This window comes from Nostoc sp. (assembly GCF_036917675.1).
Lineage (GTDB): Bacteria > Cyanobacteriota > Cyanobacteriia > Cyanobacteriales > Nostocaceae > Nostoc.
Map to the genome: position 1 here is coordinate 57,198 of NZ_JBALCT010000005.1, position 13,702 is coordinate 70,899.

At 40.2% G+C, this 13,702-nt stretch carries 9 protein-coding genes; 8 read left to right on the forward strand and 1 reads right to left on the reverse strand.

Annotated features, from left to right (window positions below):
- The first annotated feature begins 34 nt into the window (after window positions 1-34).
- The 8 genes from V7K31_RS02095 to V7K31_RS02130 all read left to right on the forward strand — a co-directional run bounded on the left by V7K31_RS02095 (window position 35) and on the right by V7K31_RS02130 (window position 10,503).
- Window positions 35-1,150 (forward strand): calcium-binding protein, encoded by a 1,116-nt coding sequence (locus V7K31_RS02095; protein WP_335092297.1) that lies wholly within the window; start codon window positions 35-37, stop codon window positions 1,148-1,150.
- A gap of 44 nt (window positions 1,151-1,194) precedes the next feature.
- Complete coding sequence (locus tag V7K31_RS02100; protein WP_335092298.1) at window positions 1,195-1,686, forward strand: hypothetical protein; 492 nt, start codon at window positions 1,195-1,197, stop codon at window positions 1,684-1,686.
- A 457-nt stretch (window positions 1,687-2,143) separates the two neighbouring features.
- Window positions 2,144-3,253 carry a calcium-binding protein gene (locus V7K31_RS02105; protein ID WP_335092299.1) on the forward strand — a complete coding sequence of 370 codons (1,110 nt, stop codon included), beginning with the start codon at window positions 2,144-2,146 and terminating at the stop codon, window positions 3,251-3,253.
- 420 nt (window positions 3,254-3,673) lie between these two features.
- Window positions 3,674-5,809, forward strand: coding sequence for a tetratricopeptide repeat protein (locus tag V7K31_RS02110; RefSeq protein WP_335092300.1), 2,136 nt, complete (start codon window positions 3,674-3,676; stop codon window positions 5,807-5,809).
- Window positions 5,810-6,248: 439 nt separating this feature from the next.
- Window positions 6,249-7,514 carry a class I SAM-dependent methyltransferase gene (locus V7K31_RS02115; protein ID WP_335092301.1) on the forward strand — a complete coding sequence of 422 codons (1,266 nt, stop codon included), beginning with the start codon at window positions 6,249-6,251 and terminating at the stop codon, window positions 7,512-7,514.
- Between the two features lie 40 nt (window positions 7,515-7,554).
- Complete coding sequence (locus V7K31_RS02120; RefSeq protein ID WP_335092303.1) at window positions 7,555-8,343, forward strand: sugar phosphate nucleotidyltransferase; 789 nt, start codon at window positions 7,555-7,557, stop codon at window positions 8,341-8,343.
- Between the two features lie 107 nt (window positions 8,344-8,450).
- A complete protein-coding gene (locus V7K31_RS02125) occupies window positions 8,451-9,104 on the forward strand; it encodes a PIG-L deacetylase family protein (protein WP_335092305.1) in 654 nt (217 codons plus the stop codon).
- Between the two features lie 88 nt (window positions 9,105-9,192).
- Window positions 9,193-10,503 carry a DUF4910 domain-containing protein gene (locus V7K31_RS02130; protein WP_335092306.1) on the forward strand — a complete coding sequence of 437 codons (1,311 nt, stop codon included), beginning with the start codon at window positions 9,193-9,195 and terminating at the stop codon, window positions 10,501-10,503.
- A 303-nt stretch (window positions 10,504-10,806) separates the two neighbouring features.
- On the opposite strand, the gene V7K31_RS02135 is transcribed toward V7K31_RS02130, so the two are convergent.
- Window positions 10,807-13,392, reverse strand: a complete 2,586-nt coding sequence (locus V7K31_RS02135; protein ID WP_335092307.1) for a GAF domain-containing protein — start codon at window positions 13,390-13,392, stop codon at window positions 10,807-10,809.
- Between the last annotated feature and the right edge of the window lie 310 nt (window positions 13,393-13,702).

Sequence of the window (13,702 nt, forward strand, 5' to 3'; positions counted from 1 at the left end):
AAACTTCAACTTACAAATTAAGGAAAGAAAATTTGTGGCTTTTAATCTAGGAACCACCGGTAATGACTTACTTACAGGGACTGCTGCAAGCGATATATTGTTTGGAAATTTCGGTAATGATACTCTATTGGGGTTAGGGGGAGATGATTTACTTCAGGGCGACCAGGGTAACGATTTATTAAATGGTGGCGATGGTAACGATCAGCTTTTTGGGGGTGACGACAATGATACGCTTCTGGGTGGCGCCGGCAATGACTTCCTCGATGGTGGTTCAGGCAACGACAGAGTAGATGGCGGTAATGGCGATGACAATATTCAAGGCGGACTGGGTAACGACACCTTATTGGGCGGAGCCGGTAATGATCGCATCTTCGATATCACTGGTAATAATCTCATTTATGGGGGAAGTGGCAATGACTTCATCCAAGGAGCCAGTGGTAGTGCCTTTACAGGGGGAGGCATGGATACGATTTTTGGGGGTGACGGGAATGATCAAATATTCGGGTTAAGCCAAAACGATTTCCTCTACGGAGATGCTGGCAATGATACCCTCAGTGGCGATAGTGGCGATGATCATCTGGAAGGGGGCACTGGCGACGACAACCTCGATGGCGGTTTCGGAAATGATCTTCTGTTCGGCGATCTTGGAAAGGATACTCTAAATGGCAACATCGGCAATGACACCCTCCAAGGGGGCGGCGATGATGATATTCTCATCGGCGGTGCTGGTGATGATGTCCTCGTCGGTGTAGGTCGGGGCAGCAAGGAAAGTTTCGGAGGAAAGTCACTAGGCTTTGGGGAAACCGATCTCTTGACCGGAGGACCTGGGGCAGACCTGTTTGTACTCGGAGGTAATGGACAATTCTACTACCTCGGTGGTTCTACTGTCGGTAAGGGTTTCACTCTCTTTGATGCGGCTGTGATTGGTGTGGAAAGTAATGGGGTGCTGAAACGGGACTTCGATCCGACGGTTGATCGCATTCAGTTACAGAAGGGACTCAATTATAAACTGGCACAAGCCAGCTTTTTTAGCGCAGCTGACACTGTGATTTATGCCGACTTTGGCAAGGGGAATGACATTCTAGGGGTTGTGGTTGGAGCAACACCAGGAGAAGTCGCGCCTACCCTAAAAATTGTAAATACTGGTTGACTTTTACATCACAAGTACTAATATTCCAGGAGGGAGTAAAAAATATGTTCTTAGCAATTTTCAAAAAAGTTAAAGACTTCTTCATCAAAATAGTCAAAGACGAAACTTTTCACAGCCAACTCCTGAGCAAGAAAGTTGGAGAGTTGAAAAAAGCTGTAGAAAATGGAAGTATGCAAATAGCGGATTTGCCATATTTACAGAATGTTTCAAAAGAAGAATTGATTTTAGGTTCTGCTGGAGTGAATGTGATCTCTGGGGCATTCGCTTTCGGGTCAGATAGTTACCCTTTTGCTAGTTCAAATAGTTCTTCCCAAGCTTGGTCAACGGATGATCATACATCAAATGGCACAGGATTAGCTGAGGCATGGGGTGATAATGCTACAGCTAACCTAGCAACGGCAGGTAATGGTAATATAGTGATTGGAAATAGTAAATTTAAATCTTATCAAAACACTGCTTCTGCAAGTGGTTCTGTAATCTCGATTGATTCCAACTCCGTACTGAGTTTTTCCGACTTGTTGGAAAGTTTATTTTGAGATTTTCCAAGTCCTGATTTTTCAGTTAGCTATTTTCATTCAATTCTAGCTTCTGACGCCTTGATTCTGTTTTGTTAAATCAGAGCTATTGATAATCAATAATACCTGAAGGCACAAAACACCTGTGGGTTTTCTGTAAAACCTGCCAATACGCTAAACTTTGTCGTGTGGTTGCAGTTGGACTGCCCATATTTTCATTGAGTAGTTAATAAGCTCAACAGAGGTTTTCATGTCATCACTAGCTACACTTTCAGACTTCATTATTTCTACTGTCAAAGTCAATCTCGAACCAATTTTAAATCTCAATTACAATTTCAACTTCAAGTCCAATTACAGTTACAATTCCAATGACGATTTAAATTCCAAACCCAAACCCAAACCCAAACCCAAACCCAATTTTGTTACCGCTCAAGAGAATACTGTTTTCTCTAACTATAGTCAAAGTCCTTCAGGAACTTTGACTGATGCCCAGACGAACACATTAGTTAAAGGTGGCTTGGGTGTTGCTATTGCTGAGGCTAAAGCGAGGTTTTTTAAGGCTGATACAACTTTTTCAAAACTCTTCACTGATGCTAGTGTCATTGGATTAAATGGTCAGTTTACAGGTAGTTCCGACAGCAAAACAAAAGTCCTTGCTAATTTTAGGGTTGACGCTAATCAAAACTTCTCTTTTGATTTTTCAGCAAATTTAGTATTGAAAGCTAAAGAAATTGAAAATTCCAAAGTTGAATATAACAAAGCTCTGTCTAAAACCGCTTTTTTGGTGTTAGATACTACAAATCCCAATAAGCCCATAGTTTTAGATTATTTTGGTATCCAGGGTAAGTTAATCTCCTCTAATCAAATCGCCGATCTGACCCTTGGTAATAGTCGCAATGTTACGATTAACCTTCGGAATAAAATTTCTGAGATTAATGGCAACAATGGTAGTGACTTCCTCAATGATAGTACTATTGGGACTTATCATCGGAATTTTACTCGCAATAGCAACATAACTGTAGTTGAAATTAATACTAGTAGCGTTGAATTGGCAGGAGATACTTTAATTGGCAACTTGGGTAAAGATGTTATCTATGGCACGATTTGGAACGATAATTTAACGGGAACCAACGGTGCCGATAAACTTTATGCCAGCTTGGGGAATGATAAGCTATATGGAAAAAAAGGTAATGATATCCTCGACGCAGGCCAAGGTAATGATACGCTATATGGTGGTGATGGCAATGATAGACTCTATGGCCGTTTGGGCAATGATGTCCTGATTGGTGGTAGTGGTAATGATGTCTTGGTTGGTGGCGGTGGTAAAGACACATTTATTTTCAAAAAAGCCGATACCCACTTAAGAAATGACTTTGATATCATTAAAGATTTCCAAGTTGGTTTTGATAAGATTGTATTAGATGGCTGGGATTATACTAATAGTAGTCTTAAGCTAGGTGGTATAAATATAACAAATAGCAAAGATGGTGCTGTGATCAAATTAGATTCTTTATTTAATCAAGAAACAATATTACTTTCAGGTGTGAGTGCCAGTCACATTAATTCTCAATCAATAGCATTTACTTAAGGCTAATTGCTCTTCAGAAAAACTACTCTTATCCCGAATAATTGCCTGACTTTTCACTCTTATCTGAAAAACTTAACTTCCATTCCTCTCTCCTTGGAGGCTACAGTGTACAAACAAGTCTTTGGTGACGCAATTTCCGGTTAAGTCTCATAGCCCCTCAGATACCTCACCCTGGTTTTACGTAGTAAAACCTGTCCCTCTCCTTAGTAAGGAGAGGGATTAAAAGATAGGACAGGGTGAGGTTTTAGAGAACTTTTGGGTAAGGGGAGACGAGCTTAGACATTTTTCTCTCATCGGATGAAACTACCCTGCTTTTTAAGAGGGGAAACAGGCGAAATATTTTATACTTATCAGCCATGCTCTGAGGCTATACTAACCCGTAACAAGTTGATATCAACTTAATAATTAATATAGATAGCCATGAATACTACTAATATTTCTGAATCTAAAGTAAAATCTCTGATTAAAATCGCGGTGCAGAAGCATCAGTCAAGTCAAGGGGATGAACCGGAATCGCTAGACAAAACAGAAGTGGCTGAAATCTTCCAACTAGCAGTTGAACATCAACGAGCCAATCGTTTAGTAGAGGCTAAACTGTTATATAGTCAAGTTCTGGAAAAACAACCTGACCACCTGGAAGCTTTATATAGTTTAGGGATGTTGGCGCAGCAGATGGGGCAACCCCAAATTGCTGAACAGTGGCTAAGTACAGCTTCGCAAATTAAACCTGATTCTGTTAAGACTTGGTTTAGTTTAGGTAATTTGCGTTTAGTTCAGGAACACTTTTCCGAAGCGGAGAAAGCTTACCGTCAAGCTCTACTTATAGTACCTGACTCACTCCCAATTTACAATAACTTGGGCTACGCTCTGCAACAACAAGGATTATTTGACGAAGCAATTAACTACTATCAAAAAGCTCTAGAGTTAAAGCCAAACTTTATAGAAGCAGAGGCGAATTTGGGCAATACACTGCACGCTCAAGGGAGGCTCGCCAGCAAACAACAATTGCACTATGCACAATTGAATCATAAATTGGGTGTTGCCCGGAAAAAAGCAGGGGATTTAAAAACTGCTGTTATTTATCACAAACAAGCGATCGCACTACAGCCAGATTTGCTAGAAGCTTATTATAACTTGGGACTGGCGCTGCAATCCCAAGGGGAGTTAGAAGAAGCGATCGCCTTTTATCAAAAACTCTTGCAACTTAATCCCAACTATGGACAAGTTTACCTGAACTTAGGCAAAATTTACCAACAGCAGAAGCAATTCCAGAAAGCAGTTTCTGCCTATCGACAAGGGTTAAAGCTGATTAATCCCCACTATGCCAAAGCATTAGCATCTGACGAGGATGCTGAAATTCTTCAACAAGTACTAGTTACACCCCCAATTCCCCAAGGGGAGGTAATGGTAGGGAAATACAGTTTTCCGGCTATCCAGCCCGTAGTAGATCATACAATCAATCGTCCTTTCTGGAGTGTGGTGGTAACTGTATATAACCGGATAGATTATCTACTCGAATGTCTTGCTAGTGTGTTGGCACAATGGCAGGGAGAAGAGCAGATGGAAATCATCGTTATGGACAATGCTAGTATAACGCCAGTATTTCAACTGGTGAATAGTCTTGGACAAGGAATAATCCACTACTACCGCAATCCGCAAAACCTCGGTGTGCCAGGAAATTGGAATGCGGGAATTGCCCTAACTCGCGGTTGGTGGGTTCATTTACTTCACGACGATGATTATACTATCCCAGGTTTTTATTCCCGGCTGCAAGAGAGTTTAGAAGGGTGTTCGGATTCTGTGGGAGCAGCTTTTACGGGTTATCAAAATATTAACGAAAAAGGGGAAGTAATTTTCTGCAAACAAGTCTATGGAGAGCAGCGAGGGATTGCTAAAAATTGGCTGCAACGCATTGGAGTTAGTAATTTATTGAATGTGCCTGCGGTGGTGATTCGTCGAGAGGCGCACCAAAAATTGGGGGTATATCATCCCGAATTGACCTATACAACTGACTGGGAACTTTATAAACGCATTGCTGTTTTTTATGATTGGTGGTACGAACCAGAAATTTTAGCTTGTTACCGCCAACATGCTAATAACATAACTAGCGAGCTTTTGCTGACTGGGAAGCAGACGATATCCATCCGCAGGGCAATTGAAATATCAGAGAGTTATTTTCCTATTGAAGACGCGGTACAGATTACGACCGAATGCCGGAGTTATTATTTTCTTTATTGTCTAAAATTAGCCCTAATTCCTCTAGAGGCTGGGAATCTGACGGAAGCTTGGCAAGTGTTAGAAGAGGCTCTAAAAATAGATCATAACTCGAAAGCGATCGCAAAGTTATTCAGTTGGTTAACACAGGAAGAAACATCTCCCCTTCAGAAACCAGGTTATATCCAAAAAGTCTTGGGCTATTATCAACAAGCGATCGCTCTTGAGCCAGACTTGTCAGAGTTGTATTATAACTTAGGGAGCATTCTGCAAGAACAAATTTCTGAGAGTTATCTTCCTGCTGAACATCGCGCAGACATGACAACCCAAACTCGTAAGTAGGTAGGCACTTGCTATTTTAGGAGAAAATATTGCTACTTAATTAAAACTACCACAAATTGCGATCGCGGCATAATATAACGCCGTGTGCATCTCAATGAGTGTAAAAAGCCTTGTAAAACCTCACCCCAACCCTCTGGGATGCTTTGGAGAGGGAGCAAGAATCTTGTTTCTCATCTGGTATATTTGCAAAACTGAGATGCTCCCTGTGCGACTTTCTCTCATATCATGTCCGCTTGATTGCTTATTAAACCCGAAGAACCCCAAAGAGCCAAAGCTATGCTTTGTCTCCCCTCCCGAAGAGCGGGGAGGGGTTCTTTTATTATGGGTAATCTGGCGGACATGATATCAAAGCTAACTTCCAACCCCTTTTTGCTGCGTGGCCTCTTTACGTGAAAATAGCTGTAATTAGAAATCTGATTTTTGCCAAAAAATATAAATTATGAATTTAGCAAAACCAACAAATAATCAACCAACTACTGGTAACTGTCTGTTCTGTGGGACAGAGTTACACCATACCTTTGTAGATTTAGGTATGTCTCCTCTCTGCGAAAGCTATCGCAGTCTCAAACAACTCAACCAAGTGGAGTCTTTTTATCCTCTGCATGTCTATGTTTGCGAGGAGTGTTTTTTAGTTCAACTTGAAGAATACATTAGCCCGGAAAATATTTTTAGCGACTACGCTTATTTCTCTTCCTACTCTGATAGCTGGTTGCAACATGCCAAGAACTACGTTGATTTAGTAGTAGAGCGTTTACAATTAACCCACGAAAGTCAGGTAATAGAAATTGCTAGTAATGATGGCTACTTGCTGCAATACTTTGTTGCCAAAAGTATCCCGGTGCTGGGAATAGAGCCAGCCGCAAATATTGCGGAAGTTGCAATTAAAAAAGGTATTCCTACAGTTGTCAAATTTTTTGGACAGCAGACAGCCCAAGAACAGATTGCTAAGGGCAAACAGGCAGATTTATTACTAGGAAATAATGTCCTTGCCCACACACCCTATCTTAATGATTTTCTGAAAGGAATGAAAATTATCCTGAAACCACATGGTGTAATTACTATGGAATTTCCCCACTTGATGCGGTTAATCGAGGAAAATCAGTTTGATACTATTTACCATGAGCATTTTTCTTATTTTTCATTTCTCACCGTAGAAAAGATTTTTGCTGCTCACGGGTTAACAATTTTTGATGTGGAAGAATTAACTACTCATGGTGGTTCTTTGAGAATTTATGCTCGCCACAACGAAGATTATTCTAAATCCGTTCGCCACCAAGTATCAGAACTGAAATATAGAGAAGAAGCGGCTGGTTTTACGCAATTAGAATACTATTTTTCATTTGGTGAACAAGTCAAAGAAACCAAACGCAAGTTACTAGATTTCTTGATCAAAGTTAAGCAAGAGGGAAAATCGATTGTTGGTTATGGCGCTCCAGGTAAGGGAAATACTCTCTTAAACTATTGTGGTATCCGCACAGATTTTATTGATTACACAGTAGACCGTAACCCTTACAAACAAGGTAAATTTCTACCAGGAACTCATATTCCGATTTTTCATCCAGACAAAATTGCCGAAACAAAGCCTGACTATGTACTAATTCTACCCTGGAATTTGAAAACTGAAATTATGACACAAATAGCTTATATTCGGGATTGGGGAGGCCAATTTATTGTACCAATTCCCGAAGTTAATGTCTACTCTTAAGCGGTTGATATTTTTTGATCGTCAAAAAAGGGGAATTTAGATGAAAGTAGTTTTATTTTGTGGTGGTTTAGGAACTAGAATGAGAGATTATTCAGAAACTATTCCTAAGCCAATGGTGAATATTGGTTATAGACCAATATTATGGCATGTAATGAAATACTATGCTCATTATGGACACAAAGATTTTATCTTATGTCTTGGTTACAAAGCTGACTTAATTAAAAGCTATTTTTTAAATTACAATGAATGGCTCTCTAATAATTTTAGCCTTTCCAACGGCAGCCAAATCCAGTTATTTAATCGGGATATTCAAGATTGGAATATCACATTTGTAGATACAGGGTTAACTGCCAATATTGGACAAAGATTGAAGGCAGTAGAAAAGTATCTAGAAGGAGAAGAAGTATTTTTAGCTAACTACAGTGATGGTTTGACAGATTTGCATCTACCAGCGTATATTCAGCATTTTTATCAGCGTGATAAAATCGGTAGTTTTTTGTGTGTCAGACCAAGCCAAACTTTTCACTTAGTTGAGATGGACGAGGATGGTTTGGTGAAGGATATTAAAGATGTCAAGCAACGTGATATTTGGATTAATGGGGGATATTTTATCTTTAAAAAAGAGATTTTTAACTATATTAATTATGGCGAAGAACTTGTCTTTGAGCCTTTTCAACGACTGATTGCCAAAGAAGAACTTTTTGCGTATAAATATACTGGCTTTTTCGGGGTAATGGATACCTTTAAAGAGAAGCAACAGTTGGATGATATGTATGCTCAAGGGGAAAGACCTTGGGAAGTATGGGGAGATATAGCGGTTCTCAGTTGAGTAGGTACTGAACCCCACCCCCAACCCCCTCCCCGCGCGCGAGGAGGGGGCTATGACGTACCTCATGTGATTAGGAAACGCTGTAAACAACTAGAAGTAAGGCATATATGATCCAACTTAGCTTAAACAAGACAGAAGAATCTGAGTACAAAATCCTTTGTCTAGGTTCTCATTGTGATGATATCGAGATTGGTTGTGGAGGCACAATCTTAAAGCTGATAGAGAATTACCAGCATATTTTCATCTATTGGGTTGTTTTTAGTTCCAACGAGCAAAGAGCAGAGGAAGCAACAGCAAGTGCCAATCTTTTCTTAAAAGAAATCCAGACCAAGAAAATTATCATTAAAAATTTTCGAGATGGCTTTTTACCTTTCCAAGGGATAGAGGTGAAGGAATGCTTTGAACAGTTGAAGCAGGAATTTTCACCAGATATAATCTTTACTCACTACCGAGACGATCGCCACCAAGATCACCGCTTAATTTCTGAGTTGACTTGGAATAGTTTCAGAAATCATTTAATTTTGGAATATGAGATCCCAAAATACGATGGTGATTTGGGTATTCCTAATTTCTTTGTCCATTTAGATGAGGCACTTTGCCGCCGAAAAATTCAATACATTTTGGATGCGTTTGCCACCCAAAATAATAAGCAGTGGTTTACAGAAGATACTTTTCGTTCTATTCTCCGAATTCGCGGGATTGAATCAAATTCACCGAGTAAATATGCTGAGGCATTTTACTGTCGAAAAATGGTTTTCTAAAAGAGTGAAGTATATCTCAAAATCTCACCCCCAACCTCTCTCCTTACTAAGGAGAGGGGAGTTAAAAATTCTAAATTGCTGGAAATATATGAATTTTAGTAGTATACAAACACCCTCAGATAAAATTGCTCAGGAACTTTATCAACTAGTTGCTCAGCTATATCCTATTTGTCGTAGTATTACAGGTAATGGCGTTAGAAACACCCTGAAGATTATTAGTGAGTATATTCCTTTATCGGTTCATGAAGTTCCAACTGAGACTCAAGTTTTTGATTGGAAAGTTCCGAAAGAATGGAATATTAAAGATGCCTACATCAAAAACTCCCAAGGTAAGAAAATTGTAGATTTTGCTAACTCGAATCTACACGTTCTTAATTATAGTATTCCAGTACATCAAAAGCTATCTCTTCCAGAACTCAAAGCACATCTATTTACACTTGTCGATTATCCTGACTGGATTCCCTACCGCACTTCTTACTATAAAGAGACTTGGGGTTTTTGCATGAGTCACAATCAATATTTGGAACTAAATGATCAAGAATATGAAGTATTTATTGATTCTTCCCTCGAACCAGGTCATTTGAGCTATGGTGAGTATTATATTCCAGGAGACAGTACTGATGAAGTCTTAATTTCTTGCCACACCTGCCATCCTTCACTGTGTAATGATAATCTTTCGGGAATTGCGATCGCTACTTTTATCGCTAAATATTTAAATCAAACGACACCAAGATATTCCTATCGATTTCTCTGGATTCCAGGAACCATTGGCTCAATTACATGGCTGGCTCTCAATGAGGCTAAAGTCAATAATATTAAACATGGCTTGGTGTTAACTTGTCTAGGAGATTCAGGCAACTTTACTTACAAAAAAAGCCGTAGAGGTGACACTGAAATTGATAAAATTGCTGCTTATGTACTCAGAAACTCAAAACAGGATTATAAAATTATAGATTTCTTCCCCTATGGCTATGATGAGCGACAATATTGCTCACCTGGATTTAATTTAGCTGTAGGTTGCTTGATGCGATCGCCTCATGGATCTTTTCCCGAATATCACACCTCAGCCGATGATTTAAATTTTGTTCAACCCCAATATCTTGCCGAGTCATTCTTTCAATGTCGTTCGATATTAGATATCCTCAATAATAATCACATTTACTACAACACAAATCCTAAATGTGAGCCACAGTTGGGGAGAAGAGGTCTATATCAGGCAGACAATGGCGCTCAAGATAGTAGGCTAAATCAAATGGCAATTTTGTGGGTTTTAAATTTATCTGATGGTCAGCATACTCTGCTCGATATTGCCCAAAGGTCGGGAATATCATTTGATGTGATTAAATATGCTGCCGATACATTATTAGCACATGAATTGTTAACAAGTAAAAAGAACTAATATCAAGTTCGGGTGATTACTTATAATAAAATCTATCAATGTAGGTTGGGTTTAACTTCGTTCAACCCAACAAATGCCTGAAAATGTTGGGTTTCGTTCCTCAACCCAACCTACGCAATATATTTCTTGGGCTTAACCCAAGCGTATTGACTGATAACTGATAACTGATTTCTCGTAGGGGCAATTCATGAATTGCCCCTACATTTGGTACTTGATGCGTAAGTCATAAATTAAATATAGCGTTATCCATAACCCTTGTAGAGATGTAGCACTGCTACGTCTCTACATTCTTTTTCACTTATTTTATTTTTCCAGAAATGTCCAGACTCCTTCATCCCAATCTGATTCTGTTGGTGGTGATTGTAACCAATGCTGACAACGCAACAGATGCAACATAGCAGCTTTGTCCTGATTGTCTGCTGCCAAAACATTAGCAAACTCAGCTCTTGCAAGATAAAACTCCCGCTTGAGGTAATATTCGCGCCCTTTCTGATAGTGCTCAATCACTTGCAATTTTTCGCTTTCAATCGGATTGGAACGCAAACCCAGTAATTCATATATGGCTACTGGCTCATTTCTGCCCTTGACACGAATGTAATCTAGTTCCCTAGCCCAAATATAATCTTGGCATGGTTTAAAAGTGTTATAGCTAATAATAATGTCGCAACCATACTGTTTACTGACACTTTCTAATCGGGAGCCAAGATTAACACCATCGCCAATGGCGGTAAATTCCATTCGCTTACTAGAGCCAATATTCCCACTAATGACGGTATCAGAATTGATGCCAATGCCGATCTTGATTTTGGCCTTATTAACTGCGTGGCGACGGAGATTAAATTCATGCAGGCGAACGCGCATTTCTAAGGCTGTTTGCACTGCCATCCAAGCGTGTTCTTTCAAAGGTAGGGGAGAACCAAACACAGCCATGATGGCGTCACCGATGTATTTGTCAAGGGTACCTTTATGTTTAAAAACTGCCTCCACCATTGATTCAAAATATTCATTGAGCATACTCACCACTTCTTCTGCTTCCAAGCTTTCCGTTAAAGTGGTGTAGCCGCGAATATCGGAAAATAAAATGGAAACTTCTTTGCGAGCGCCTCCTAGTTTAGCATCATCCAATTTCAGCAATTCTTCGGCTAATTCCTGGGTCATGTAGCGGTACATCGTACTCTTGAGCCGCTTTTCATCACTGATATCTTCCATCACCACCAGCGCCCCACGGATTTGCTCATGGTCGCTAGCATCGGCAATTGTGTTAATCGATAAATTAATACTGTGCGGTTTTATGCTAGTACTTATGAGTGTGCGATCGGGGTAATATTGCTGGCGGCCTTTTAAGTCAACTGCGTGTAAAGCATCCTGATACCACTTGCTAAAGTCACCTTCTTTGATGGCGATCGCATCAGTAACTAATTTACCTTCTAAACGGTCTTCTGGCTCCAGTCCTAGCAAACGCTTGGCACTTTCATTGGCGGCGATAATTAATCCAGTTTTATCAGTGGAAACCACTCCATTGGAAAGACTACGCAGAATATCCCGTTGCATTTGTTCTTGTTGCTTGACTGTGGCAAACAACTGGGCATTTTGCAGCGCTACTCCGGCTTGAATATTAAAAGCTTCCATGAACTCTTCATCGTTGCGATCAAAGCTAGCTTGGAAGCAGTCGGGAGCTTTGGGCCAATCAGCTGGATTATAAGGTGGAAAATCACCAGACTTTTTTTTATTTACAAGTTGGGTAACGCCAATTAGTTGTTCATCGCCGTTAAACACTGGCATACAAAATAAGCTACAGGTGCGATAGCCATTTTGCTGGTCGAGTTCTTTGGCTGTCTCCGAGTCAGAATGGTCGTACAAGTCAAAGGCAATATTCAGTTTCTTGCCAGAAACCGCTACTAGACCAGCAAAGCCTTTACCTACCGGGACTCGCAACTCTTTAGTTGAACCATCGTCCTGGGTGATTTTCGTCCACAATTCATCGCGATCGCGGTCTATTAACCATAGTGTACTGCGATCGGCATTCATCAGTTCCTTGGCTTCATCCATCACCCGCTTTAAAGTGTCTTCTAAGTCAAGACTGCTTTGAGAGAGGGACTTGATCGCCTTCATCAGCGCCGCCACTGCTCTTTGTTTTTGAGTGGCGATATAAAAAGAGCGCGAGGATTCTAAAATCAGCCGAATCGAAGGGGCAAATTCTTGAAATAATTGCTCGTCAGCATAGACAAAACCTTTGGTATCAATGCGCTCTGCAAGTGGAGCATCGGAATTATTAACAGATTTTAATTTATTTAGTAATTGCACCACCGCAACTAACTTTCCATGTTCATTCAACAATGGCAAAGCCAACATGGTGTAGGTGCGATAGCCAGTTCTTTTTTCTTGTTCTTGGGCAAAATGCGATCGCGGATCACTATAAAAATCAAAGGGAATATTGATAACTTCCTTGAAGGTGGCGACTTCCCCAGCAATGCCTTTATCGGCGGGGATGCGAATTTCTAAAGAGCGATCGCCCTCTCCCTCAGCTAGAATTGACCAGAGTTCTTGTTTTTCTTCATCCAATAAAAATATCGTCGTCCGATCTGCCTCCAGTAATTCCCCGGTTTTCAAGGTAATCGAATGCAACATTTCTTGCAGAAGAGTTTCAAACCCCTGAGAATCCAGCATTGATAGGGTTTGATGGACAATCTGTAATTTATGCTCGACATCCTTAACGACTTGTTTAAAAGTATCCTGAGTCAGGGGAGCAAGAAAGGTAGAAAAATTCCCTTTTCTTGTGGCAAGAGCGCCCACAGGAGCAGAATTTGCTTGTAATTCGAGGTTTTCTTGGTTGTGAATACCAATCATTAAATCGGTGGTCTCCCCAGAAGTTCCTTGATACACTGACATAATTGGTATTTTATATAGCAGGATAAGATTTTAGCTTTAACAATGAAATTAAATTTATGTAATTGGTGTTAAAAGCAACAATTAATTGCTTGATATTATCCATAGTTTAATCGCTTGTTGAGCTAGCGTCATCCTGTGCAGGAAGGTATAAGTCGATTACAAACAAGCGTGGTATGACCAGAATGCAGATGCAGTAATACTCCGAATCCCTGCTACCGTTTACACACAAGCCTTCTGGGAATCGTTAATTTTGTATTGAAGAAGAAGTCAGAATTGCAAAGCAAAGCCAGAGACGCTCCGCCGAGATGTC